At 62.3% G+C, this 23,789-nt stretch carries 21 protein-coding genes; 4 read left to right on the top strand and 17 right to left on the bottom strand.

Annotation, left to right across the window (positions count from 1 at the left end):
- Positions 1-150: 150 nt before the first annotated feature.
- Positions 151-1,563, top strand: coding sequence for a PLP-dependent aminotransferase family protein (locus tag LNV08_RS05980; RefSeq protein ID WP_263532756.1), 1,413 nt, complete (start codon positions 151-153; stop codon positions 1,561-1,563).
- A gap of 7 nt (positions 1,564-1,570) precedes the next feature.
- On the opposite strand, the gene LNV08_RS05975 is transcribed toward LNV08_RS05980, so the two are convergent.
- The 5 genes from LNV08_RS05975 to LNV08_RS05955 form a co-directional block, all read right to left on the bottom strand.
- Positions 1,571-3,079, bottom strand: coding sequence for a SpoVR family protein (locus tag LNV08_RS05975; protein ID WP_263532963.1), 1,509 nt, complete (start codon positions 3,077-3,079; stop codon positions 1,571-1,573).
- A gap of 132 nt (positions 3,080-3,211) precedes the next feature.
- Positions 3,212-4,492, bottom strand: a complete 1,281-nt coding sequence (locus LNV08_RS05970) for a YeaH/YhbH family protein (protein WP_263532755.1) — start codon at positions 4,490-4,492, stop codon at positions 3,212-3,214.
- Positions 4,493-4,571: 79 nt separating this feature from the next.
- Positions 4,572-6,494 carry a PrkA family serine protein kinase gene (locus LNV08_RS05965; protein ID WP_263532754.1) on the bottom strand — a complete coding sequence of 641 codons (1,923 nt, stop codon included), beginning with the start codon at positions 6,492-6,494 and terminating at the stop codon, positions 4,572-4,574.
- Between the two features lie 325 nt (positions 6,495-6,819).
- Positions 6,820-7,731 (bottom strand): ParB/RepB/Spo0J family partition protein, encoded by a 912-nt coding sequence (locus tag LNV08_RS05960; protein ID WP_263532753.1) that lies wholly within the window; start codon positions 7,729-7,731, stop codon positions 6,820-6,822.
- A gap of 14 nt (positions 7,732-7,745) precedes the next feature.
- Positions 7,746-8,285: an RBBP9/YdeN family alpha/beta hydrolase gene (locus LNV08_RS05955; RefSeq protein WP_263532752.1), complete on the bottom strand. Its 540-nt coding sequence runs from the start codon at positions 8,283-8,285 to the stop codon at positions 7,746-7,748.
- Positions 8,286-8,336: 51 nt separating this feature from the next.
- Between LNV08_RS05955 and argC the strand changes: the two genes are divergently transcribed.
- A complete protein-coding gene (gene argC / locus LNV08_RS05950; RefSeq protein ID WP_263532751.1) occupies positions 8,337-9,278 on the top strand; it encodes an N-acetyl-gamma-glutamyl-phosphate reductase in 942 nt (313 codons plus the stop codon).
- Between the two features lie 6 nt (positions 9,279-9,284).
- Here the strand turns inward: argC and LNV08_RS05945 are convergent, their stop codons facing one another.
- From LNV08_RS05945 to mnmG, 4 genes are all read right to left on the bottom strand, one after another.
- Positions 9,285-10,061: a GNAT family N-acetyltransferase gene (locus tag LNV08_RS05945; protein WP_263532750.1), complete on the bottom strand. Its 777-nt coding sequence runs from the start codon at positions 10,059-10,061 to the stop codon at positions 9,285-9,287.
- Positions 10,061-10,831, bottom strand: coding sequence for a ParA family protein (locus LNV08_RS05940; protein ID WP_263532749.1), 771 nt, complete (start codon positions 10,829-10,831; stop codon positions 10,061-10,063). The genes LNV08_RS05945 and LNV08_RS05940 overlap by 1 nt, the downstream gene beginning before the upstream one ends.
- Before the next feature lie 63 nt (positions 10,832-10,894).
- The gene (gene rsmG / locus LNV08_RS05935) at positions 10,895-11,548 is read right to left on the bottom strand and encodes a 16S rRNA (guanine(527)-N(7))-methyltransferase RsmG (RefSeq protein ID WP_263532748.1); all 654 of its coding nucleotides are present in this window, start codon (positions 11,546-11,548) and stop codon (positions 10,895-10,897) included.
- A gap of 38 nt (positions 11,549-11,586) precedes the next feature.
- Positions 11,587-13,566: a tRNA uridine-5-carboxymethylaminomethyl(34) synthesis enzyme MnmG gene (mnmG, locus tag LNV08_RS05930; protein ID WP_263532747.1), complete on the bottom strand. Its 1,980-nt coding sequence runs from the start codon at positions 13,564-13,566 to the stop codon at positions 11,587-11,589.
- A 272-nt stretch (positions 13,567-13,838) separates the two neighbouring features.
- Between mnmG and LNV08_RS05925 the strand changes: the two genes are divergently transcribed.
- Positions 13,839-14,105, top strand: coding sequence for a YkgJ family cysteine cluster protein (locus LNV08_RS05925; RefSeq protein ID WP_263532746.1), 267 nt, complete (start codon positions 13,839-13,841; stop codon positions 14,103-14,105).
- A 31-nt stretch (positions 14,106-14,136) separates the two neighbouring features.
- Here the strand turns inward: LNV08_RS05925 and LNV08_RS05920 are convergent, their stop codons facing one another.
- The 4 genes from LNV08_RS05920 to LNV08_RS05905 all read right to left on the bottom strand — a co-directional run bounded on the left by LNV08_RS05920 (position 14,137) and on the right by LNV08_RS05905 (position 19,037).
- Entirely contained in the window at positions 14,137-14,358 is a 222-nt protein-coding gene (locus tag LNV08_RS05920; protein ID WP_263532745.1) for a DUF2061 domain-containing protein, read from the bottom strand.
- A gap of 271 nt (positions 14,359-14,629) precedes the next feature.
- Complete coding sequence (locus tag LNV08_RS05915; RefSeq protein WP_263532744.1) at positions 14,630-16,744, bottom strand: peptidase domain-containing ABC transporter; 2,115 nt, start codon at positions 16,742-16,744, stop codon at positions 14,630-14,632.
- A complete protein-coding gene (locus tag LNV08_RS05910) occupies positions 16,737-17,987 on the bottom strand; it encodes an HlyD family secretion protein (protein WP_263532743.1) in 1,251 nt (416 codons plus the stop codon). The genes LNV08_RS05915 and LNV08_RS05910 overlap by 8 nt, the downstream gene beginning before the upstream one ends.
- Positions 17,988-18,323: 336 nt before the next feature.
- Complete coding sequence (locus LNV08_RS05905; protein WP_263532742.1) at positions 18,324-19,037, bottom strand: helix-turn-helix transcriptional regulator; 714 nt, start codon at positions 19,035-19,037, stop codon at positions 18,324-18,326.
- Between the two features lie 160 nt (positions 19,038-19,197).
- Between LNV08_RS05905 and LNV08_RS05900 the strand changes: the two genes are divergently transcribed.
- Positions 19,198-19,566, top strand: coding sequence for a DUF4902 domain-containing protein (locus LNV08_RS05900; RefSeq protein ID WP_263532741.1), 369 nt, complete (start codon positions 19,198-19,200; stop codon positions 19,564-19,566).
- Between the two features lie 31 nt (positions 19,567-19,597).
- Here LNV08_RS05900 and LNV08_RS05895 read toward each other — a convergent pair whose 3' ends face one another.
- From LNV08_RS05895 to LNV08_RS05880, 4 genes are all read right to left on the bottom strand, one after another.
- Positions 19,598-20,770: an ABC transporter permease gene (locus LNV08_RS05895; protein WP_263532740.1), complete on the bottom strand. Its 1,173-nt coding sequence runs from the start codon at positions 20,768-20,770 to the stop codon at positions 19,598-19,600.
- 14 nt (positions 20,771-20,784) lie between these two features.
- Positions 20,785-21,576 carry an ATP-binding cassette domain-containing protein gene (locus tag LNV08_RS05890; RefSeq protein WP_263532739.1) on the bottom strand — a complete coding sequence of 264 codons (792 nt, stop codon included), beginning with the start codon at positions 21,574-21,576 and terminating at the stop codon, positions 20,785-20,787.
- Positions 21,573-23,093 carry an alpha/beta hydrolase gene (locus tag LNV08_RS05885; protein ID WP_263532738.1) on the bottom strand — a complete coding sequence of 507 codons (1,521 nt, stop codon included), beginning with the start codon at positions 23,091-23,093 and terminating at the stop codon, positions 21,573-21,575. Before LNV08_RS05885 ends, LNV08_RS05890 begins: the two co-directional genes overlap by 4 nt.
- A gap of 93 nt (positions 23,094-23,186) precedes the next feature.
- Positions 23,187-23,738 (bottom strand): hypothetical protein, encoded by a 552-nt coding sequence (locus tag LNV08_RS05880; protein ID WP_263532737.1) that lies wholly within the window; start codon positions 23,736-23,738, stop codon positions 23,187-23,189.
- Positions 23,739-23,789: the final 51 nt, after the last annotated feature.

Here is a 23,789-nt window from a genome sequence, read left to right as displayed (position 1 = left end):
TAGGCGCAAAGGCTCAGCGCTCTGTCGGCGAGATAGATACAGGGCCGGCCTGCGCCTGTATCGCTTGTTCTTTGGAGCTGTGTATCGATTCAGAAGGCGCAATTGACGGTATCGTGCGAGCCTTTGACCGGCCCTTAGCCGGTCTTTCGCATGAGCTCTCGCCCCCTTCGCTACCGCACACTTGCAGCCACGCTGGCCGAGGCCTTGCAAGCCGGGCGATATCCGCCCGGCAGTCGGCTGCCCTCGGTCCGCCATCTCTGTGCGGAACATGCCGCGAGCTTGGCCACCGTGACCCATGCGCTGCATGATCTGGAGGATGCGGGGCTGATCGAGGCGCGTGCTCGCCGTGGCTTTTTTTCCTGCCAGGCACCCGCGCCCATCGGTTTTGCGACGCGGGTGACGGCGCTGGAGTTAGCCGGGCGACGCCGGCGCCTGATGAGCTTGGCCGCTTCGCAGCCGGGCTTGTTATCGCTTGGTCATCTGACATTGCCGCAGGAATTGCTTCCTATTTCAACCTTGCGAAGGCTGTTGGCGCAGCAATGTCGCTCATCATCATCACCGTTGGCCACCGGAAGCGTCTTCGGCGGCGAGACGCTGCGCCTGCAGCTGGCCCTGCGGGCTCCCCGGCTGGGCTGCGCCTTTGCTGCCGATGACATCGTCGTGACGCAGGGCGAGGGTGAGTCGCTGCAGCTTTGCTTGCGGCTGCTGACGCAAGCCGGCGATTGGGTCGTGGTCACCAGCCCGGCGCCGATGCGGGCGCTGGAACTGATTGCGAGCATGGGCTTGCGCGTGCTTGAGATTCCGGTCTCGAACGAGAACGGTCCCTCCCTGGAGGCTTTGGGCCATGCGCTGAGTCAGTACCCTGTGGCCGCCTGCGTGTTTGACCACAGCTTGAGCACTGCGCCCGGAGGCGGCTGGAGCGACGCCGACAAGGAGCAACTCGTCACCCTGATCACCCAGCATCAGCTGCCCCTGATCGAGTGCGACATGATGGGTGAGCTCTATCGTGGCGCCTATCGACCACGCCCTCTGAAGGCGTTTGATCGCGACGACTGGGTGCTGTACTGCGGCAGCTTCGCCTGCATCAGTGGGACTGGCTTCAGTCTGGGCTATGTCGTCAGTGGCCGCCTGCATTTGCAGTTACGGGCGGCGCGTGCGGTGCATGGTGAGTTGATGCCGTCTTTGATCGAGCAGGTCATGGCTGCGTTTCTGGCCAGCAGCAGTTTTGACGCGCACCTCAGAAGGCTGAGGCAAAGCTTGAAGGAGCAGGTCGAGCTGTATCAGCGCGAGATCTTGGCGCACTTTCCCACCGGGACAAGGCTGAATAGCGGTGATGCAGGCTATGCCTTGTGGGTCGTTTTACCGGCTGGCTTGGATGCCTCCATCCTGCTTGAGCAAGCGCGGGCGCGCGGCTACAACTTCGTTCCCGGGGCGGTCTTCAGCACCGGCACGGGCTTCGACCACTGCCTGCGTCTGACGGCTGCACACCCGCTGAGCGAGGAGAGGGCAATCGGTATTCGCGTCTTGGGCGAGCTCGCCACGGCTCTGCTGGCCGAAGCCTAGTGTCGTGTCATGCCGGCGGCGCCGCCACGCTCCAGCGCTTGCTGACCTCGCCCTTGTCATCGACGCTTTCCAGCTGAACGCCAAAGCCCCACAGCCGGGCCACATGCTTGAGCACTTCTTGCGCGCTGTCGTGCAGGGGGCGCCCCATATGCTGGGTGTGGCGCAGGGTGAGTGAGCGGTCCCCGCGCAGATTGACGTTCCAGACCTGGATATTGGGCTCGCGGGTACTCAGATCGTATTGGCGGGACAGGGCTTCGCGCACATGCTGATAGCCGGCTTCGTCATGAATGGCGGAGATTTCGTACTCGGACAATTTCTCGTCGTCGAGGATGGAAAACAGCCTGAACTCACGCATCAGGTGCGGGCTCAGGTATTGGCCTATAAAGCTCTCGTCCTTGAAGTTGCGCATCGCATGGTCGATCGTCGGTAGCCAGTCGCCGCCGGCGATGTCGGGGAACCAGCGCCGGTCTTCTTCGGTCGGCTTTTCGCAGATGCGCTTGATGTCGGTATACATCGCAAAGCCCAGCGCATAGGGATTCAGATTGGCCATGGGCTGCTGCGCGACCACATTGGTGTGTGACTTCAGCCATTCGATCATCATGCCGTCGCTTAGATAACCATCGTCATACATCTGGTTGAGCAGACGGTGATGCCAGAAGGTGGCCCAGCCCTCGTTCATCACCTGGGTCTGGCGCTGGGGGTAGAAATACTGAGCGATCTTGCGCACGATGCGCACAATTTCGCGCTGCCAGGGCTCCAGCAGCGGCGCACTCTTTTCGATGAAATAGAGGATGTTTTCCTGCGGCTCGTCGGGGAAGCGCAGGGCGGTGGCGGCCTCGGCGGCCGCGTCGGCGCGCTTGGGCAGGGTGCGCCAGATGTCGTTGATCTGCTGCTGCGCATGGGCCTCGCGGTCGGCCATGCGAGTGCGTTCTTGGGCCAATGAGAGCTTGGCGGGGCGGCGGTAGCGGTCGACGCCGTAAGACATCAGCGCATGGCAGGAGTCCAGCATTTGCTCGACCTGCGAGATGCCATGGCGCTGCTCGCATTCGGCCACAAAGTTTTTCGCATAGACCAGGTAGTCGATGATGCTGGAGGCATCGGTCCACATGCGGAACAGGTAGTTGCCCTTGAAGAAGCTGTTGTGCCCGTAGCAGGCATGAGCAATCACCAAGGCTTGCATGGCCATGGTGTTTTCTTCCATCAGGTAGGCGATGCAGGGGTCGGAGTTGATGACGATCTCATAGGCCAGACCCATCTGTCCGCGCTTGTAGTTGCGCTCGGTGGCGATGAACTCCTTGCCATAGCTCCAGTGGCGGTAATTGACCGGCATGCCCACCGAGGCGTAGGCATCCATCATCTGCTCGGCGGTGATGATCTCGAGCTGGTTCGGGTAGGTGTCCAAGCCGTAGCGCTCGGCTGTGGCGCGAATCACATCGTGGTATTCGTCGATCAGCTCAAAGGTCCAGTCGCTGGGCGAGGGCAGCGGGGCGGCGGGCCTGGGGCCGGCCGGTTTCATTTCCTTCAAGGCCGGCTTGCAGCGGCGCCCGCCGTAGTCATCGGTGCTGGGGGCGATGGCGCGGTGGCGGCGGTTTTCGATGTCGGTCATGTCAGCCCCTTATGCCTTGATGTAGCGGGTGAGTGCAGGCACTCACTTAGCTGAGCTTTCCTTCTTGAACAGATCGCGGAAGACCGGGTAGATTTGCGAGACTTCGGTGGCCTTGCGCATGGCGAAGTGGCGCACCTCTTGGCTGAGTTTGCTGTATTCGTCCCAGAGGTTTTGCTCCTGTTCGGCGACTTGCACATAGGCGAAGTAGCGGCACATCGGCAAGATCTTGTCGGCCAAAAGCTCGCGGCAGCGGCCGCTGTCGTGGTGCCAGTTGTCGCCGTCGCTGGCCTGAGCGCCGTAGATATTCCATTCGCTGCGGGGGTAGCGAGCCTGGATGATTTCTTCCATCAGCACCAAGGCGCTGGACACCACGGTGCCGCCGGTTTCGGTGGCATGGAAGAAATTCTGCTCGTCCACTTCTTGCGCCTGCGTGTGGTGGCGAATGAAAACGACGTCGATCTTTTCGTAATGCCGGGTCAGGAACAGATAAAGCAGGATGAAAAAGCGCTTGGACAGATCCTTGCGGCCCTCGTCCATTGAGCCCGATACATCCATCAAGCAGAACATCACGGCGCGGCTGGTTGGCACCGGCACGCGCACCCGGTTGCGAAAGCGCAGATCGATGGGGTCGAGAAATGGGATGGCCTTGAGGCGCTGGCGCAGATGTTGGATGCGCGCTTCGGTCTCCGCCAGCATGCGCTGAACTTCGCGGTCAACGGGGTCTTCATGCTTGAGCAAGGCCAAGCGCTCTTCCAACTCCAGCAGCTCGCGCCGCTTGTCGGTACCCAAGGCGATGCGCCGCCCTAAAGCGCCGCGCATCGAGCGCACGATGTGCAGATTGGTCGGGTTGCCGTCGCCGGTGTAGCCGGCCCGGTGGGTCTTCCATTCCGGCGTATCGGCGAGCTGGGTGCGCTCCAGATTGGGCAGAGCTAGGTCTTCAAAAAAGACCTGCATGAACTCCTCGCGGCTGAGGTGGAAGACGAAGTCGTCGTCGCCCTCGCCGGAGTCGCTGGCCTGGCCGCCACCTTGACCTTGGCCGCCGCCCTTGGGTTTGGCGACGCGGTCACCTTTGACATGCTCGGTATTGCCGGGCCGCACCACCTCGCGCACGCCACCCTCGCCGTGGCCGAAGATCGGCTCGCTCAAGTCCTTTTTCGGAATGTGAACGTCCTCGCCTTTTTGCATATCGCGGATGCCGCGCCCATCAACGGCCCGCCGCACCGCTTCGCGCACCTGTTCCTTGTGGCGCTGTAAAAAGCGTTCCCGGTTGCCTATCGACTTGTTCTTGCCCGACAGGCGACGGTCGATGATTTGTTGAAGCATCTGTAGTCCTCAGGCAGTGATTCGAAGGCCAGGTGAGAGTTAGCGTCCAACTCACCTAGCGCTGGAGCTTCAATAGCCTTCAGGAGCTCTTTCTAACCCTCAAATACCATTCGCAGAGTAGCCGCACCTGTTTGGCCGTGTAGCCCTTGTCGACCATGCGCTGGACGAAGTTCTCATGCTTCTTGGCCTCGTCGGCGCTGGCCTTGGCGTTGAAGCTGATGACGGGCAGCAACTCTTCGGTGTTGGAGAACATCTTCTTCTCGATCACCGTACGCAACTTCTCGTAGCTGGTCCAGGAAGCGTTTTTGCCTGCGTTATTGGCCCGTGCGCGCAGCACGAAATTGACGATCTCGTTGCGGAAGTCTTTCGGGTTGCTGATGCCGGCGGGCTTCTCGATCTTCTCCAACTCGGCGTTCAGTGCCGAGCGGTCAAACACCTCGCCGGTGTCGGTGTCGCGGTATTCCTGGTCTTGAATCCAGTAATCGGCGTAGGTGACATAGCGGTCGAAGATGTTTTGCCCGTACTCGCTATAACTTTCCAGATAAGCGGTTTGTATTTCCTTGCCGATGAACTCGGCGTAGCGCGGCGCCAGGTTCTCTTTGATGAAACCGACGTACTTGGTTTCGGTCTCGGTCGGGAACTGCTCGCGTTCGATCTGCTGCTCCAGCACATACATCAGGTGCACCGGGTTGGCCGCTACCTCGGATGAATCGAAGTTGAAGACCTTGGACAAAATCTTGTAGGCGAAGCGGGTCGAGATACCGCTCATGCCTTCGTCTACGCCGGCGTAGTCGCGGTACTCCTGGTAGCTCTTGGCCTTGGGGTCGGTGTCCTTCAGGCTCTCGCCGTCATAGACCAGCATCTTCGAATACAGGGACGAGTTTTCGGGCTCCTTCAGGCGAGTCAGGATGGCGAACTGGCTCATCATCTTCAGCGTACCCGGCGCGCATTTGGCAAACACCAGCGAGGAGCTGCGGATCAGCTTCTCGTAGATCTTGACCTCTTCGCTAACGCGTAAGCAGTACGGCACCTTGACGATATAGATGCGGTCCAGGAAGGCTTCATTGTTCTTGTTATTGCGGAAGGTCTTCCACTCGCTCTCATTGCTGTGGGCCAGCACGATGCCGTCGAAGGGAATGGCACCGAAGCCTTCGGTGCCTTTGTAATTGCCTTCCTGCGTGGCCGTCAGCAGCGGGTGCAGCACCTTGATCGGTGCCTTGAACATTTCGACAAATTCCAGCAAGCCTTGATTGGCCAAGCACAGGCCGCCGGAATAGCTGTAGGCATCCGGGTCGTCTTGCGAAAAGGTCTCGAGCTTGCGGATATCGACCTTGCCGACCAGCGAGGAGATGTCCTGGTTGTTTTCATCGCCCGGTTCGGTCTTGGAGATGCCGACCTGCTTGAGCACGCTGGGGTAGCGCTTGACGACCTTGAAGCGGCGGATATCGCCGCCGAATTCCTCCAGCCGCTTGACGGCCCAAGGGCTCAAGATGCGGTTCAGATAGCGACGCGGGATACCGTACTCCTGCTCCAGCAGCGGGCCGTCCTCGGCGGCATCAAACAGACCCAGCGGTGACTCGTTGACCGGCGAGCCTTGCAGGGCATAAAACGGCACTTGCTCCATCAACTGTTTCAGTCGCTCGGCGATCGAGCTTTTGCCGCCGCCGACCGGCCCCAGCAGGTAGAGAATTTGCTTCTTTTCCTCCAGACCTTGGGCCGCATGGCGGAAGTAGCTAACGACTTGTTCAATCGCCTCTTCGAGCCCGTAGAACTCCGCAAATGCGGGGTAGATCTTGATGGTCTTGTTGGCAAACAGGCGCGACAGCCGCGTGTCGTTGCGGGTGTCAATCATCTGCGGCTCACCGATGGCCTGGAGCATGCGCTCGGGCGCGGTGGCGTAGGTGATGGGATTGCGTTTGCACTCGGCGAGGTAGTCCTCCAGCGAGAGTTCTTCAACGCGAGTGCGCTCGTAGCGAGCGGTGAAACTGCTGATCACGTCCATGCTGAGCTCCTGTAAAGCCCCGTCCAACCCCGAGCACCTGCTTGCTCGGGGACTTCAGGGAAGTTCTGATGGCGTCCCGGCCGCTGCCGCCAGCGGGAACTGGGGCGTCATCAGAGCTTTCCGTGCATTTCTTTGCTGCAAATTTCTTGCTGGCCAAGCTTGATCAGAGCTTGCTACTCGAGTGCCGCTGGCTAAGCAAGAATAAGCTTGTACTTAGGGTGCTTTCAAGTCGTTTCAAGGGCCAGACCGTGGCCCAATGCTACGCTGATTTTGCCCGGCGTGGGGGGCATGACCTGACCCCCAAAAGCCGCTGCCATTGCAGGTTTTACTGTGGGCCGCGCAAGCGGTCGATCAGACCGTTCAGCTCGTCGAGCGATGCAAACTGAATCGACAGTTCACCCTGTTCGCCGCGCTTGGTGCGCTTTTTGACGCGCACTTCAACCACGGCCGTGAGCAGGTCAGACAGTTCCTCTTCAAGCCTCAGCAGATCGCGGCTCTTGTCGTTTTTGGCGCGCAGCAAGGTGCTTTGGCGGCCGACACCCTGGCGAGCGACCATTTTCTCGGCCTCGCGCACGCTGAGCTTTTTGGCCGCGATCTCGGTCGCACAGGTGATCTGGTGGGCGCCGTCCAAGGGCAGCAGCGCGCGTGCATGGCCCATATCGATGTCGCCGGCCATCAGCATGTTCTGCACCGGTTCCACCAGTTGCAGCAGGCGCAAAAGATTGCTGGCGGCACTGCGCGAGCGGCCTACTGCCTGGGCAGCCTGTTCATGCGTCAGATGGAATTCGCTGACCAGGCGTTGCAGGCCTTGCGCTTCTTCGAGCGGATTGAGGTCCTCACGCTGGATGTTTTCGATCAAGGCCATCGCGGCGGCGGCTTCATCGGGCACCGCTTTGACCAGCACCGGCACTTCGCGCAAGCCAGCCAGTTGGGCGGCCCGGAAGCGACGCTCACCCGCAATGATTTCGTAACGTACTTCGCTCAAATCCGAGGGCGGCTTGATCGGCCGCACCAAGATCGGCTGCATGATGCCTTGCGCCTTGATGCTCTCGGCCAGCTCGTACAGCGAGCCCTCATCCATGCGCGTGCGCGGCTGGTATTTGCCGGCCTGCATCTGCTCCAGCCGCAAGGCGTTAGGGGCGCCTTCGCGGGCGGCTGCTGCGTCTGAATCACTGACTGTGGGGCCTAGGAGTGCTTCCAAGCCGAGGCCGAGGCCTTTGAGTTTTTTTGTCGCCATGCGGTAATTGTCCCTTACTCGCGCAGGCCCGCCAGCAAGGCTTGGCCGACGGGCCAGACGCCAAGCTTTGATGCCGTGTTCAGGTGACCACAAGCCCCTGCTTCGACCAAGCGGCTGCCCCAATCAGCGGCTATCTGCGCGCCTCGCACTTGCGAACAAAAAGGGTCATCGCTGCTGATGACGGCAATGGAGGGGAAGGGCAGGCGACTGCGGCGAATCGGTCTCCAGTTGTGAAGCTGCGAGGGCATGTTGGCTGCTTCGGTGTCGGGCGGAGCGACCAGAAGTGCACCGTGCACTCGCCCGGTCAGCTGCGAGTGTTCCGCCCAACTGGCTACCAATTGGCAGCCTAGCGAATGGGCCACCAGCACGGCGGGCCGCGCATCGGCGAGCAAGACCTCATCCAAGCGCGCCATCCAGTCGCCACGGCGCGGCCAGCCCCAATCGGCTTGCTCGACTCGCTCGTATCCAAATTTTTGCTCCCACAGGCTTTGCCAATGTTCGGGGTCGGAGTTCAACCATCCGGGGAGTAGGAGGACGCGTTGCAGGTCTTTCATCGGCTTGCCTTAAGATTTCGGTTCTTTGAATTTGATTGTGCTGGAGAGATCATGACTTACGCAGTTTTTGTGGACGGACAAGAGGGTACGACGGGGCTGCGTATTCATGAATATCTGGCGGCGCGCAAGGATGTGGAAGTGCTGCGCATCGACGCCGACAAGCGCAAGGACGCGGCCGAGCGAGCGCGCCTGCTCAATGCCGCCGATGTGGCGTTTCTATGCCTGCCCGACGCCGCCTCACGTGAAGCAGCCGCGATGATCAGCAACCCGAACACCTGTTTGATCGACGCCAGCACCGCACACCGCACGGTCTCCGGCTGGGCTTTTGGCCTACCTGAATTGGCCAAGGGCCAGCGCGACAAGCTGCGCGCTGCCAAGCGGATCTCCAACCCCGGCTGCCATGCCTCTGCCTTCATCCTGGCCCTGCGTCCGCTGGTGGATGCCGGTCTGCTGAGCCCGGCCGCGCTGGTTTCTGCCACATCCATAACCGGTTACTCGGGCGGCGGCAAAAGCATGATCGCCGAGTACGAAGTGGGCGGCAACGCGGCCCTGCAGTCGCCGCGCCCTTACGCCTTGGGCCTGGCGCACAAGCATCTGCCCGAGATGATGAACTACACCGGGCTGCAGAACGCGCCTGTCTTCATGCCTATCGTCGGCAGCTTTTACAAGGGCTTGTGCGTCAGCGTGCCGCTGCATCTGAGCCAATTGCGTGCGGGCGCGCGCGCTGAGGATGTGCAGCAGGCGCTGGCCGCGCATTACGAAGGCGAGCGCTTCATCCGCGTGATGCCGCTGCGCGATGCAGCGACCTTGGCCTCGGGCTTTTTTGATGTGCAGGCTTGCAATGACACGAACCGGGTCGATCTCTTCGTGTTCGGCTCCGACACTCAAGTCTTGGTGATGGCCCGCCTGGATAACCTCGGCAAGGGCGCCAGCGGGGCCGCCGTGCAGTCTATGAATGTGCACCTGGGGCTCGATGAGGGCCTGGGGCTTTAAGCCCTTCTAGGGCGTTGAAATTGCCGCGCTGCGATAGTGGTAGCGGTAGGCAAAGCTGAAGCCCAGCCGCGCATAGACGCGCTGGGCCTCAAAGTTATCTGAGCCGACCTGCAGGTACGCTTCATGCGCCCCCTCGGCGGCGGCGCTCTGCAGCAGCTGGCGGCACAGATTCAGGGCATGGCCCCGGCCGCGCTGCGCCGGCGGCGTGAAGATGTCGAACAAGCCGACGATGCCGCCTTCGCGGGCGAACTGGCCGCAGGCCAGCAACTCGGCGCCGGACTCTGTGGACCGCAAGGCAAAGCCTTGATACGCCACCGGTGACGCCTGCTGGCGCTCGGCATGCGCGGCGATTTCTTCGTCTGAGGAAGCGCGCAAGTGACCGACCAGTTGCGCGTATGCCGGCGCTTCCAAGGCTTGCAAAACTTGGTCGGCTGGCAAACTTGAGCCGGCGGGCAGGGCGGCCAGGACCATCACATCGGCGGCATCCACCTCGGGCCAGCCCTTGGCGGCCAGGCGTTCGTCCAGATCGGCCGGTTGGCTGTACGGCGTCACGCGCACGTAGAGCGGTAGATTGGCGGCCGCAAAAGCCGTTTGGCAGCGCGCCAGCAATTCGTCCAAGGGCAGGCTACCGGCGGCCAGCGCGTTGATGCAGCGCGAGCGTTTGGCTTTGCCCGGTGAGAGCCGGATCAACCATCCTTCGATCAACTTCTCTTGCGGTGGCGCGCTGGCGTTCAAGCCGGCTTGCTCGGCGCGCAGGGCCAAGTCAGCCAAGCTCGGATTCATCACATGCTGCCGACACGGCGCACCATTTCACGTGCGAACTCGACAAAGGCCTGGGCGCCCTTGGATGAGGAGTCGAACACGACACCGGGCAAGCCATAGCTCGGCGCTTCAGCCAAGCGAACATTGCGCGGAATCACGGTGTCGAACACCTTGTCGCCAAAGTGGCTCTTGAGTTGATCGCTGACCTGGTTTTGCAGCGTGATGCGCGGATCGAACATGACACGCAAGAGACCGATGATTTGCAGGTCGGGGTTCAGGTTGGCATGCACCTGCTTGATCGTATTGACCAAGTCAGACAGGCCTTCGAGCGCAAAGTACTCGCACTGCATGGGCACGACCACGCCGTGCGCGCAGCACAGGCCGTTCAGCGTCAACATCGACAGCGAGGGCGGGCAGTCGATCAGGACGAAATCGTAGTCATCTTTGACCGCGCTCAGCGCGGTCTTCAGGCGCCGCTCGCGCCGCTCTTGCGACACCAATTCCACCTCGGCGCCGGCCAGCTCGCGGTTGGCGCCGAGTACGTCATAACCGGCTTTTTCGCTGTGTTGCTTGGCTTCTGCGACGCTGCTGGATTCCAGCAACACGTCGTAAACAGTCAGTTCCAGCGTTCGCTTGTCGATGCCTGAACCCATGGTCGCATTGCCTTGCGGATCAAGGTCAACGACCAGCACCCGCTGGCCCACCTTGGCCAAGCCGGCGGCGAGGTTGACGGTGGTGGTGGTCTTGCCGACTCCGCCTTTTTGATTGGCAACGCAAAAGATCTTGGCCATGTGCTCAGTATTTGTGGACGTTCACAGCTTAATCGCTGCGCCTGGTAATTTTGTTTACGTGGCTCAGTTTTTTGGCCGAATCCAGATCAAACAACGCTGGGCGTCGAGGCCCGGCACCTCAAGTTGTTCCACGTGAAACACATCAAGATCGCTGGGCAGGGCAGCAATCTCTTCAGTCGGGTGCTGGCCCTTCATCGCCAGCCAAACAGCACCTGGCTTCAGATGCTGGCGGGTGAGGGTGGTGAAGTCCAGTAGCGAAGCAAAGGCGCGTGAGGTGATGAGGTCAAAAGCCGGGGTGTCCAGCGCTTCGACGCGGGAGTGGACGCCGTGCAGATTCGGCAACTTCAGTTCCGCCGCTACTTGCGTGATGAAACTGGCCTTCTTCAGTACCGCATCGACGCAACTCACATCCATGTCGGGGTTGCAGATGGCGACGACTACCCCAGGTAAACCGCCGCCGCTGCCGACATCCATCAGGCGCAAAGCGCTGCCTGCCGCCTGCTTGCGCAGCGCCGGCAACAAGCTCAGGCTGTCGATCAAATGGTGGGTCAACATCGCTTGCGGGTCGCGCAGCGAAGTCAGGTTGTAGACCTTGTTCCACTTTTCCATCATGGCCAGATAGGCCAAGAGCTTATCAACTTGGGCCTCGCTGAGTTCCAAGCGCAAGGTCGTTGCGGCGGCGACCAGGGGTGCGCGCAGGCTGGCAATATCAATCATTGATGTCGTTGTCGCTATCTGTGGGGGCTCGGTGTTGGTCAGGCGCTTGGAGTCGCTGTTGCTGCTTCTTCGGCGCCGAAGCCCTTGAAGCGCTTCTTCTTCAGATGGACCAGCAGCAGGGAAATGGCAGCCGGCGTCACGCCCGAGATGCGCGAAGCCTGGCCCAGGGTCTCGGGCTTGAGCTTGTTTAACTTCTGGCGCGCTTCGAAGGAGAGGGCGCTGACCTGCGAGTAGTCGAGTTCCGCCGGCAACTTCAGGTGCTCGTAGTTCGCGGCGCGCGCCACATCGTCAACCTGCTTGTTGATGTAGCCGGCGTACTTGACGCTGATTTCTATCGCCTCGATCACCGCTGTAGCCAAGCTGTCGCCCAACTCGGCGCTGATTGTTTCACGTGAAACAGCCGACTCCGGTCTTGCTATGGAGGCGACTTCTGCCAAGGTGTCGTAGACGACGCCGGGCCGGCGCAGCAGCTCGATGAAGTTGTATTCGCGCTCCAGGGCCTTACCAACCAGACGCTCGGCGTCGGCGGCGGGCAGGATCGCCGGATGAACCCAGGTCGCTTTGAGCTTCTCTGTTTCACGTGAAACAGCATCACGTTTACGGTTGAAGGCAGCCCAGCGTTCGTCATCCACCAGGCCCAGCTCGCGGCCCATTTCAGTCAGCCGCATGTCGGCGTTGTCCTCTCGCAGCTGCAGTCGGAACTCGGCCCGGCTGGTGAACATGCGATAGGGCTCGGTCACGCCTTGGGTGATCAGGTCATCGACCAAGACGCCCAGATAGGCCTGATCGCGGGCCGGCAACCAAGGGCCACGACCCTGCACCTGCAGTGCGGCATTGAGGCCGGCGAACAGACCTTGGGCCGCTGCTTCTTCATAGCCGGTCGTGCCATTGATCTGGCCGGCGAAGAACAGACCCTGGATGTCGCGGGTCTCGAAGCTGGACTTGAGTCCACGCGGGTCGAAGTAGTCGTACTCGATCGCGTAGCCGGGACGCATGATGTGGGCGTTTTCCAAGCCGGGAATCGAACGGACGGCGGCGAGCTGAATGTCGAAGGGCAGGGAGGTCGAGATGCCGTTTGGGTAGTACTCGTGCGTCGTCAGGCCTTCGGGCTCCAGAAAGATCTGGTGGCTGTCTTTGTCGGCGAAGCGATTAACCTTGTCTTCGATGCTGGGGCAGTAGCGCGGGCCGACGCCCTCGATCACGCCGGTGAACATAGGGCTGCGCTCGAAGCCGGAGCGGATGATCGCGTGCGTCTCTGCCGAGGTGTGGGTGATGAAGCAGGGCACTTGGCGCGGGTGCTGCGAGACGTTGCCCATGAAGCTGAAGACCGGCAGCGGGTTCAAGTCGCCGCCTTGCTCCTCGCATTTTGAAAAGTCGATCGAGCGCCCGTCGATGCGCGGCGGCGTACCGGTTTTCAGCCGCCCTTGCGGTAGCTTCAACTCTTTCAGCCGTGCCGACAGGCTGATTGCTGGTGGGTCTCCGGCGCGGCCGGCAGCATAGTTCTGCAGGCCGACATGGATGCGGCCGTCAAGAAAAGTGCCGGCCGTCAACACGACAGCTCGGGCGCGGAACTGCAAACCCATCTGGGTGACCGCGCCGACGACGCGCTCGCCCTGACCGTCCGACTCGACCAGCAAGTCGTCCACCGCTTGCTGGAACAGCCACAGATTGGGCTGGTTTTCCAGCTTGTGGCGAATTGCCGCCTTGTACAGAACCCGGTCGGCCTGGGCGCGGGTGGCGCGCACGGCCGGGCCTTTGGAGCCGTTGAGGATGCGGAACTGGATGCCGGCCTCGTCGGTGGCCGCTGCCATCGCGCCGCCCAGCGCGTCGACTTCTTTAACCAGGTGGCCCTTGCCGATGCCGCCGATCGAGGGGTTGCAGCTCATTGCCCCAAGCGTCTCGATATTGTGGGTCAGCAGCAGTGTGGCGCAGCCCATGCGGGCGGCGGCCAGCGCGGCCTCGGTGCCGGCATGTCCGCCGCCGACCACGATAACGTCGAATTCCTTGGGGTATTGCATGAGTGGGTTTGCCTTGAAAAAAGTGGCCTCAGAGCTTGAGAACTTTTTACTGCGCGACCGCCATGCGTCGTTGGTTGGATGCTCGCAATCCTCATGTACAGGAAGTACATTCCGGTTGCTGCGCTCCGCCCGCCTAGCCTGACGCCCGCTCGCTACAAAAGTTCTCAGCCTCTTTGCACTGCGGAAGACGCGCGCGCGGGCAAGCGCCAGATTTTACGCGGGGCTGTGGATAAGTGCCGGTCTGCCGCTGCAACTGGACGGACAATTGCGCGATGAAATGCCGAGATCATTGCGCCGCCTGCTGCATCGCCCCGTCCATCAGCTCGCCCATCCCGGGCATGCCGGTTGTCAATGGCATCTCCAAGCCAGCCGGCGTTCGCTGCGTGCAGCTCGATGAGGCGAACCGCTGCAAGATTTTCGGCCGCCCCGAGCGGCCGGCGGTGTGCGGTTCACTGCAGCCGTCCGAGCTGATGTGCGGCGACAACCGCGAGCAAGCGATGCGCTGGCTGGGTTGGATGGAAGAGCAGACGGCGCCCTGAGTTCTGTCCCGCCCAGACGACGGTATTCCGATCAAGCCGGGTTGACCACTTCCGAGGGGCGGCCGCGGCGCGCCCACCAAGCCAGCAAAGCAGGGTGGCCCCAGTACTTCTCAAAAAAGTGATGCATCACGGTGTTGACCAGCGGTTCGATAAAGGTCACGGCGCCAGCGATGGCGATATTGCCGGTCAAGGTGTAGGTGACGCCAAAAGATGTGCCGAGATGGAGGACACCGAAGCTTGCGGTCTTGGCCATGATTGCTCTGCCCTTGCTATTGTTGTTGGGGTATCAATAGCTGAACTCTAAATTCAGCGAGCACCAGCGTCCAGTTGGCAAAATCGATGCCGGCCATAGCCGGCGTTGAGGATGCTCTACACAACTCCTCGCGGCGTGTGCTAGTGCGGCCTCGTGCGGTATGCGGCGTTGCATTTCTTGCCAATAGCTACTGCTATTGGCTGCAAAACGCGCCTTGCAGCCCATCCCGATCCGCACTGCACCCACTCGCGCTGAGTTGCGCAGAGCATCCTTAAAGCACCGCTCGGCCAGCCTCTAGCCTGATCACCCGCTCCGCCGCCGCGATGGTTTCGGGGCGGTGCGCGATGACGATGCGCGTCAGCTTCAAGCCGCTTAGCGAAGCGTTGACCTCGCGTTCGCGCGCCACGTCGAGGGCACTGGTCGCTTCATCCAGAAACAGGAACTGGGGTCGTTTGTAGAGGGCGCGTGCCAGCAAGATGCGCTGGCGTTGGCCGCCCGACAGGCTGCTGCCCATATCGCCAATCAGGCTTTGAAAGCCCATGGGCATGGCCTTGATATCGGCCAGCACGCAGGCTCTTTCCGCACATTCCTCGACCCACTTCAGGTCGGCATCGGGGTCGAAGAACGCGATGTTGTCCTTGATGCTGCCGGCGAACAACTGGTCATCCTGCATCACCGTGCCGATGCGCGCGCGCCAGGCGCTCAGACCGATTTGCGCCAGCGGCACGCCGTCAACGCGGATTTCGCCGGCCAGCGGGCGGTGAATACCCAGCAGCAGCTTCAGCAGCGTGGTCTTGCCGCAGCCCGAGGGGCCGACGACGGCGACCGATTCGCCCGCTGCAACGCTGAAGCTGCAGTCGCTGAGCACCGTCGGCTCGCCGTCTGCATAACGAAAACTCACAGCGTGCAAAGTCAGGCGGCCTTCGCTGTCAGGCGCCGGGGCCGTATGGCCAGCATCGGTTTCGGGTGCCGTCAGCACGATGTCGGCGAGACGCTCGCCCTGCAGGCGCAACATGCTGAGCTCCACGCCCTTGTCGATCAAGCCGGCCAGGCGCAGCGTGAACTGTTCCTTGTAGGCCAAAAAGGCGAACAGCATGCCGACCGACAGCTCGCGCTCCAGTACCAAAAGAGCGCCGACCCAGATGATGGCGACCCGCTCAAGCCCAAACAAAAGTTTGTGGCCTACGTCCATCCAGAGGTCGAGTCGGCGCACCTCAATGCCGGCATTCATCTGCTCAACCACCAGGTTGGCAAAGGCGGCGCTGCGCTCGGCCTGCGCGTTAAACAGTTTGATCGCCTGCGCGCCGCGCAGCGATTCGAGGAAGTGACTGTTCTGCTTGGCTTCATGCACCAGCGCTTCTTCCGAGGCCTCGCGCAGCGGCTTGAAGAACGCCCAGCGCAGCAGCGCATAGGCGGCTACCGCCAGCAGCGCCAAGCCGCTCAAACGCGGGCTGTAGATCCACATCAGTCCTAGAGTGAGGATGACCATCAGGCCGTCCAACACCGCCTCGGCAAAGCGGGTCGAGAGCGTGCGCTGAATCAGTTGCACGCTGCCGAAGCGTGACCAGATATCGCCGATATGACGCTTCTCGAACCAGGCCAGGGGTAGCTTGAGCAGATGGCCGAACACCTGCGTCAGCCACTGCACATTCAGCGAGGCCGACAGATACAGCACCGCCCAGGAGCGCAGCGCGCCGACGCCGACCTGCAGCAGCACCAGCAGGCCAAAGCCCAGGCCCAAGGTCACCAAGAGATCGCGGTCGGCGCTGACCAGCACGCCGTCCACCACCCATTGCAGCAAGAAGGGCGAGAGCAGGGCCAGCATCTCGAGCGCCAAGGCCAGACCCAGAATCTGCAGCAGGGCGCGTTTGAGCCCGCTGATGTGGCCGAACAGCTGGCGCCAGCGCAGGCGCGGCGCAGCGGCTTGCGGCGCGAAGCTGTGGCTCGGTCGAAGCTCCAGCGCCACGCCGGTGAAGTGGCGAGAGAGTTCGGTCAGGCGCAGGCGGCGCCGGCCATGAGCCGGGTCGTGAATGATGGCGAAGTCACCGCGAATCTCGGCCAGCACGACAAAATGATTGAAGTCCCAGTGCAGCACGGCCGGCAGATGCAGCTGCGCCAAATGTGCTGGCTCAGCCCTCAGCGCGCGGCTGCTCAAGCCCAGATCGGCCGCCATGCGGACCAAATCTGCCATGGTCGCACCCTTCAGCGACAGCGAAAAGCGCGCCCGCATCTGCGCGAGATTGAGCTGGCGGCCATGGTGGCTGGCAATCATGGCCAAGCAAGCCAGACCGCATTCGGCCGCTTCGGTTTGCAGCAGCAGCGGCATGCGGCTGCGGCCGCGCCAACCGAGATGGAGGCGCTCAATCAAGTTCGGCGATTCAGACACGGCGGGCAAGGCTCAACAAGGGCTCAAAAATCCATTCGATCAGGCGCCGCCGCTCCAGCAGCACATCGGCTTCCAACTGCATACCGGCGCTCAAGGCCTGCTCCTGGCCATAGGCCGTGACGGTCTGGCGGTCGAGACCGACGGTGATGCGGTACAGCGGCTCACTCTGCGCGCCCTGGCTGAGGGCGGCGGGCAGGTTCAGCAAGGCCAGCTCGGCCGGCGTCAGCGGCGTGCGTGAGACCTGCAAAACGCGACCACTTTGGCTGCCGAATTTTTGGTAGGGGAAGGCTTGATAGCGCAGATTCACTGCCTGCTGCGGCCGCACAAAACCGACCGCGCTGGATGGTGCGTACAGCTGTGCCAGCATCTGCGCCTGCGCCGGCAACACGCTGGCCAAGACGGCGCCGGCGTTCACGCTTTGGCCCGGCTCGGCCTGCAGCGTGGCGACAACGCCGTCGCTCGGTGCCCGCAAGACCAGGCGGCGCTTGCCCTCGGTTTCTAAGCCGAGGCGATTCAGTTCGGCGCTGTCGCGCTCAATCACGCCTTGCAGCACCTGCTCTTTCAGCGGCAATTGCTGTGCCTCGGCCAGGGTTGCTGCTTGCTCACGCAGCAAGGTCTCGCGCTGCCGCTCCAGCGCTTGGCCCTGGGCGCGCAGGCCCAGCACCTCCTCGCGCTTGGCCTGCACCTGGGCCGCAGAGATGAATTGCTCGCGGCTGAGCTGCTCCAGCCGCGCCAAGGCGGCGTCGGCCAGTGCCTGGCGTTCCTGCTGCAAGCCGGCCTCGGCCTTCAGCAAGCTTAGCTCGCGCTCAATACCTTTGCTGCGCAGCGTCAGTGTTTGCTGCTGAGTGTGCGCTAACTGCCGCTGATGTTCGGCGCTCATCTGCAGGCTTTGCTGACCGGCCGACAGGTTCTTGGCGATGGCCTCGGCGCTCTGGTTGGCGCTGTCCAGGCTGAGCACGAACAGCACATCGCCGGCCTTGACCGACTGGCCTTCGCTGACCTCCCGTGTCAGCACGGTCGCCGCTTGGGCGCTGCTGACCCGCAGCACACCCCTGTCGGGCAGCAGATAGCCGCTGACTCGCGCTTTGCGGGTGTATTCGGCCTGACTCAGAAAGACGGCCACGACCACCACCGCCGTGACGGCGGTAAGGCTCAGTACCCTGAGCGAGAGCGGCCTCAGCAGCTGAATGCTGCCGAGCCAAGCTTGTTGTTGGCCTTGGTGGGCCTCGGGGCGGAAGAGCATGGACGAAGGAGAACCGAGGCTATTCGCCTCCAGCCTCCCGCATCAATCGCCCTGATGGCAAGCGCTTGGGAATTACCACGTGCCTTTTGGACAGGGGATTGGATCGGCGCCAGCGTTAGCGATGGGTGTCGAGCCTCCGCACACCAAATGCAGCAACTGGGCATCAATCTCTGTTGGACCTGGCGCTGAAAGCGGCTGAGAAATCAAGGGCTGAATTTGTTCGTTTTGCATGGCAGATTCCGATTTAGTAGGGTGCGTGCTATCGGCACAGAGCAATTGAAGCAAAGACTGCAGCAAGTGGTAACTGTCAACTCTTACAGGGCATGCAGGGCAGGTTCAGCGGATCAGGCCGATTCGCATCGCCTTCAGGACGGCTTGGTGTTTGTTATTGCAATCAAGCTTACGCATTGCATTGCTTAGATGCAGGACGGCCGTGCGCTCGCTGATGCTCAAAATGGCGCCGACCTCCCAAGCCGTTTTGCCATCCATGGTCCAACGTAAAGCCTCTAACTCGCGCGGCGTTAGATGGGGTCGGTCGAGTTGCTGCTCAGGCGGCAAGAGTACCCGCAGGGCCGTGTCCATTGCATGGACGGCATACAGTTGCAGATCTGCAACCATACGGGTCAATTGCACTGTGTCGGAAGGCAGGGATTCATGACGCTCCATGCCCAGCACAAAATGCCGTCCCTCGGGTAGATGCAAAGCAAGGCAGATGCCGGTGCGGTAGCCAAACCGAGCTTGAGCTTCCCAGAGTTCGGCGGCGTTATTGCGCACATAAGTCTGCTGATCCCAAACTATCGGCACGCTCTGTCGCTTGCAATGCTGCATGACCGGATCGCGTTGACCCAGTTGGGGGCTGTCCATCGCAGCACGAAACCCACTCGGACAGTTGTCAACATTGATGAAATCAGACCTCCCCAAGGAGTGATCGACCACCGTCATCGCGGAGAAATTGTCAAAGCCCATGGCCTTGGTGAAGTGCTCCAGCTCGCTGGTGAACACAGCCCGGTTGCCCGCCTCAAGCACCGATTGGTATCGCCCGTCTAACATCGAATGCCTCCCTCCATACCAGCTTAGCGCCAATTGGCTGCCAAGCCCATCCGTTGTCTCCCTGACAAGGTTTACAGCTGGTGAAACAGCGGTTCAGCTTGCACACTGGCTTCAGCTTGCCCGCGCTTGTTCAGCGTATTTCACTTCTTATATCAAAAATATGACTCCTGCTTGGATTGTGTACGCATGGCCCAGAGTTTTGTGTGAAACCCAGCACGCCCCCAGTTTGCAATTGGCGCATTTGAGTACGCAGGTGTTGGTCGCCGGCGACGCCGAACACCCGGCCATGGGGCAAACCCTGTGGCAGGGGGCAGATGGCCAAGCCATCGCGGGCGTGGCCTGGGATTGGGTCAGTCTGCCGGCGGGTCTGGTGGCGATGGTGGACCCGATGGCCTTGATCACCAATCTGCAGTTCGTCAACCGTGCAGGGCAAGTCTTGGCGCCTATGGAGTCGGCGCGGCAACTGAACGAGATTGTTCACGCCCTGCCTTGGCAGTGCGAAGTACGGCGGGCGCTGGGCTTGCATTGAGATTGCGGGCAGCGAACTGCCCGCCGTGAGGCTATTTGTGCCCGGCCACGGCCACTCGCATGGACTTGGCGACGAAGAGTAAACAGCCTACCGTCAAGGTCGCGCCTACCAAGACCCCCGGCATCACTTGCGCCCAGCTCAGGGCCTCGCCCTTCAGCACCAGCATCATCAGCGTGTTCTGAGCAAGACCTGGCACCCATAAATACCAGGCTGCGTCGCCGCCGGGGTTGAGCATGCTGACCATGGGCGCCAAGCCCACCAGCGTGACGATCAAGCCGCTGCCGGCCTGCGCCTCTTTGAAGGTCTTGGAGCGAATCGCCATCGCCATCAAGACCGCGCCCAGGCCCGCCGCCAGCGGCAGCTGCAAGAGCAAGAAGGCGAACACCTCGTACCAGCCGAACTGGAACATCGCCTGCAAGCTGTCGCTCCTGAGCAGCCATTGCGCCGGGATGAAGCTCAGGCTGGCCAGCAGCGCCACCAAGAGGCCCAGCAAGGCCACTGCGCCCCATTTGCCCAGCACCAGGGCCAGGTGTTGCACCGGGTTCATCAACAGCGGCTCCAGCGAGCCGCGTTCGCGCTCGCCGGCGGTGCTGTCGAGCGCGGCCGTTAGCGCGCCGTAAAGCACCGCCATGATGATGAACATCGGGATGATGCTGGTGATGCGGGTGGCGCGGGCCTGGGCGCTGGCCAGGTCACGCTCTTCCACCAAGACCGGCTGCAGCAATTCGGTCGAGACGCCGCGCAGTGCCATATTCAGCGTCGCGCGCTCGCGGTTGAAGCCGCCCAGCAAGCGCCCCAGGCCTCCCAGGCCTGTGCTGGCCCGCTGGTTGGCGCTGTCGCTGACCAACTCCACGGTCGGCTGCTGGCCGGTCAGCAATTCCTTCTCAAAGTCTTTGCCGATTACCAGCACCGGCTCCAGCAATTTGGTATTGCGCAATTGAGCCTCATAGTCGGCCGGGGCTACTTTGATGGTGTAGGTCTGGCGCTCCAGGTAGTTGCGCAGGCTCGGTGCGTGCTCGATGCCGGCCACCATCACTTCGCGCTTGTCGGCGCGCTCCTCCAGCGAGGAGATAAAGCCCGACAGCGCCAACAGCAGCAGCGGCCCCATCAGCACGGCCGGCACCATCAGGCGAAGCAGCGTACGCCGGTCGCGCAGCGCGTCCAGCACTTCCTTGACAAAAACGATCCAGAAATTCTTGCTCATGCTTGCTGCAGTCCTCATGCCGCCGCTCCCGTTTGTTCGTGGTGAAAGGCCAGCTTGACGAAGGCGTCTTCGAACTTGCGCTCGCCGGCTTGTTCAAGCAACTGCTCAACCGAGCCCTCGGCGACGCTGCGCCCATTCGCCACGATCACGACGTGCTCACACAGCTGCTCCACCTCTTGCATGATGTGGGTCGAGAAAATGATGCATTTGCTGCCGCCCTCTTTCGAACGCAGATGACGTAGCGCCTCGCGCAAGGCCCGCGTGGCCAGCACATCCAGGCCATTGGTCGGCTCGTCCAGCACGATATGCGCCGGGTCATGCACCAGCGCTCGGGCCAGCGCCGTCTTCATCCGTTCACCCTGGCTGAAGCCCTCGGCGCGGCGGTCGAGGATTTTGGTCATCTCCAAGAGCTCGGCCAGGGCCTCGGCGCGGGCATTCGCAGCATCTTCTTCCATGCCTTGCAGATGGCCGAAGTAGATGATGTTTTCTCGCGCCGACAAGCGCGGGTAAAGGCCATGGGCGTCGCCCAGAATGCCCATGCGTGCCAGCGCTTGGCGCGGCTGCTCGGCCACCGTGATGCCGTCTACCGTGATGCTGCCGCTGTCCGGCGTGAACAAGCCGCCGAGCATGCGCAGCGTGGTCGTCTTGCCGGCGCCGTTGGGGCCGAGCAAGCCTGTGATGCGGCCATCGGGCGCGTCCACCGTCACCGATTTGACCGCTTGCACCAACAGCTTGGCCGGCCGCTTGAGCAAGGAGCCGCCACTCTTGGCGATGAATTGTTTGCTGACGTTCTCTATGCGGATCATGGCTGTTGCCCCTTGCTGGCCTGCACCGGCAGGAAGGCGCCGGGGCGCGGGATCTTGCTGGCGCAGGCCGCGTCCTGCGGTAGCGCCAGCGCATCGGTCTTGGCGTCAATAAAGCGGAACAGCAGCTCACGCATGCAGCCCACCCCCATCACGCCATGGCCGGCCTCGGGCACGACGATGTGCTGTACCAGCTTGGGGTTAGCAGCGGCCAAGGCCTTGGCTGCGCGATCGCCATGGCGTGGCGGCGTGGCCGGGTCGGCTCCGCCGCTGAGCAGCAGCACCGGCGAGGTGGCCGGCGGCATGCTGAAGAACTCGTCCGCGATCTGCGCGCGCGGCCAATCCTTGCAGACCTGTGTGTAGAGCTGGGCGTCACCGCGCCCAAAGTCGGCACCCGGCGGGTCGCCGGCCTTGTCCAGGCGCGGTACATCCTCGGCGCACACGACCGAGAAATGCATGCCCATCGCCAGCCGGCTGGACTTGCTGCTCGCCAATGCGCCGCTCAAGCCCATCAAGCTTTCAAAGCGCCCTTCGCCGGCGGCGTGGATGGCGGCGGGCAGGGCGGACGCCAGCGCCGGCGCATACAGCGGCAGGCGCACGCTGCGCAAGAGCATGTCGCGGCTCAGCGTGAAGCGCTCGTCTTGGCCGGTCAATGGGTGCTTAACGCTGAGCTGGCGCGGCATGCTGTGCAAGAGGCCGGCCCACTGCTGACGCAGCTGCGGGAATTGCTGAGCGCAGGCCGGCTCTTTCTCACAGGCCCGCAAGCTGGCATCGAGCGCGGCCTGGCCGTCGGTCGAGAAGCTGGCAGGCAAGACCATATCCGGCGGCGCAACGCCGTCCAGCACGGTGCGCCGCACTTGCGCCGGGAACAGGCGCAGATACTCCAACCCGGCCCGCGTGCCATAACTGCCGCCGATCAAATTCCACTGCGCAGCCCCCAGAGCCACCCGCACCGCTTCAAAATCTTGCATCGCAATGGTGGTGGAGTAAAAGCGCAGATCGCCGTGCGCCAGCTTGGCCAGGTCTTGGCGACAGGTCTCCAGCCGCTTGAGCTGTGCGCTCGCATCGAGCGCCTGTTCAAAGGGCAGCTCGCGTTCATCGGCGCATTGCAGCGGCGCCGACTTGCCGGTGCCGCGCTGGTCGATGAAGACGATGTCGCGCCGGTTGTTCAGCCGCGCCAGCCGGCTCATCACCATGGGGGCCACCGCAATCGCGCTCTGGCCGGGGCCGCCGGCCAGCATCAAGACCGGGTCGGGCTGCTTGTTGCGCGCCATCGCCGGCACGACGAGGAAGTGGATGCTTATCTGCGTGCCAGCCGGATCGGCCGGATTCAGCGGACGCTGAATGCTGCCGCACTGCAGCTCATTGGGCATGCCCTCGATGCGGCAGGGGCTGGTGATGCTCTTGCCAGGCGCGCTAGCCGCTGCAGCGGGCTTGCCGGCGAAAGCGAGGCTGAGCGCCAGGCCCAAGGTCGCCCCGGCGCACGCGGCTCGGTGCAGCAGTTGTTTTCGGTATCTCATATCCGTCCTCCAGTATCTTCAGAGCTGTTCTGAGCTGGAGCGGATTATGGGCAGCCTCGCATGGCGCTGCGAAGGCTAAGCGGCGAATGGCGCTTAGCGGCGTTGAATGGCGGGTGGACTGGGCCGGTTAGCGGCAGCCAGCAATGCCTGCTTTGCCATGCTCAGCATCAGCCACATCAGCAGCAGCGGGAACACCAAGGTCTGCATCAAGAAGCTGACGATCAGCCTGATCAAGTCGCTGACGGCGCGGTCCGCCGCCAACTGCATGCGCTCCGCATAGGCGCGCACGTCCGGTAGCGTGGCCGCGTGCTTGAGCCTGTCCAAGGTCGACTCATGGGCTGCTGAGGCGCCTGCTTGGCTGGCGGAAGCGGCTTGGCGCCCTAACTCGCTGGCCGTGTTGGTGATGCCTTGCTGGCTGGATCGGTAGTCCTCGGCCAGCAACTGCTTGAAGGCCAGATCACTGCCCAAGATGGTCAAGGGCACGGTGAATCTCAGCACCAGCAGCCCGATCAACACTGCACTGGCGAAGCGGGGCAGCGCCCGACCTCGCCAAAGCAGCCCGCTCACGCCCAGCGCAGTCAGCGTCAGCGCTGCGCTGGCGAGCAGGGCGGCGATGAGTAGCAGGCGGCGATGAATGGGGTTCATTCGAAAAGCATAACCGAGCGAGCTAGCGGGATATGGGAGGGAAAATCGTCG

The organism is Paucibacter sp. TC2R-5 (genome assembly GCF_025717605.1).
GTDB lineage: Bacteria > Pseudomonadota > Gammaproteobacteria > Burkholderiales > Burkholderiaceae_C > Paucibacter_A > Paucibacter_A albus.
Note: the sequence above shows the minus strand (reverse complement) of the source record. Positions and strands in the feature narration are given on the sequence as shown.

Bases quoted from the DNA above. Each gene is read 5' to 3' on its own strand.
- LNV08_RS05980 (WP_263532756.1), top strand. From the start codon at position 151: ATGAGCTCTCGCCCCCTTCGCTACCGCACACTTGCAGCCACGCTGGCC.
- LNV08_RS05975 (WP_263532963.1), bottom strand. From the start codon at position 3,079: ATGAAACCGGCCGGCCCCAGGCCCGCCGCCCCGCTGCCCTCGCCCAGC.
- LNV08_RS05970 (WP_263532755.1), bottom strand. From the start codon at position 4,492: ATGCTTCAACAAATCATCGACCGTCGCCTGTCGGGCAAGAACAAGTCG.
- LNV08_RS05965 (WP_263532754.1), bottom strand. From the start codon at position 6,494: ATGGACGTGATCAGCAGTTTCACCGCTCGCTACGAGCGCACTCGCGTT.
- LNV08_RS05960 (WP_263532753.1), bottom strand. From the start codon at position 7,731: ATGGCGACAAAAAAACTCAAAGGCCTCGGCCTCGGCTTGGAAGCACTC.
- LNV08_RS05955 (WP_263532752.1), bottom strand. From the start codon at position 8,285: ATGAAAGACCTGCAACGCGTCCTCCTACTCCCCGGATGGTTGAACTCC.
- argC (WP_263532751.1), top strand. From the start codon at position 8,337: ATGACTTACGCAGTTTTTGTGGACGGACAAGAGGGTACGACGGGGCTG.
- LNV08_RS05945 (WP_263532750.1), bottom strand. From the start codon at position 10,061: ATGAATCCGAGCTTGGCTGACTTGGCCCTGCGCGCCGAGCAAGCCGGC.
- LNV08_RS05940 (WP_263532749.1), bottom strand. From the start codon at position 10,831: ATGGCCAAGATCTTTTGCGTTGCCAATCAAAAAGGCGGAGTCGGCAAG.
- rsmG (WP_263532748.1), bottom strand. From the start codon at position 11,548: ATGATTGATATTGCCAGCCTGCGCGCACCCCTGGTCGCCGCCGCAACG.
- mnmG (WP_263532747.1), bottom strand. From the start codon at position 13,566: ATGCAATACCCCAAGGAATTCGACGTTATCGTGGTCGGCGGCGGACAT.
- LNV08_RS05925 (WP_263532746.1), top strand. From the start codon at position 13,839: ATGAAATGCCGAGATCATTGCGCCGCCTGCTGCATCGCCCCGTCCATC.
- LNV08_RS05920 (WP_263532745.1), bottom strand. From the start codon at position 14,358: ATGGCCAAGACCGCAAGCTTCGGTGTCCTCCATCTCGGCACATCTTTT.
- LNV08_RS05910 (WP_263532743.1), bottom strand. From the start codon at position 17,987: ATGCTCTTCCGCCCCGAGGCCCACCAAGGCCAACAACAAGCTTGGCTC.
- LNV08_RS05905 (WP_263532742.1), bottom strand. From the start codon at position 19,037: ATGTTAGACGGGCGATACCAATCGGTGCTTGAGGCGGGCAACCGGGCT.
- LNV08_RS05900 (WP_263532741.1), top strand. From the start codon at position 19,198: ATGACTCCTGCTTGGATTGTGTACGCATGGCCCAGAGTTTTGTGTGAA.
- LNV08_RS05895 (WP_263532740.1), bottom strand. From the start codon at position 20,770: ATGAGCAAGAATTTCTGGATCGTTTTTGTCAAGGAAGTGCTGGACGCG.
- LNV08_RS05890 (WP_263532739.1), bottom strand. From the start codon at position 21,576: ATGATCCGCATAGAGAACGTCAGCAAACAATTCATCGCCAAGAGTGGC.
- LNV08_RS05885 (WP_263532738.1), bottom strand. From the start codon at position 23,093: ATGAGATACCGAAAACAACTGCTGCACCGAGCCGCGTGCGCCGGGGCG.
- LNV08_RS05880 (WP_263532737.1), bottom strand. From the start codon at position 23,738: ATGAACCCCATTCATCGCCGCCTGCTACTCATCGCCGCCCTGCTCGCC.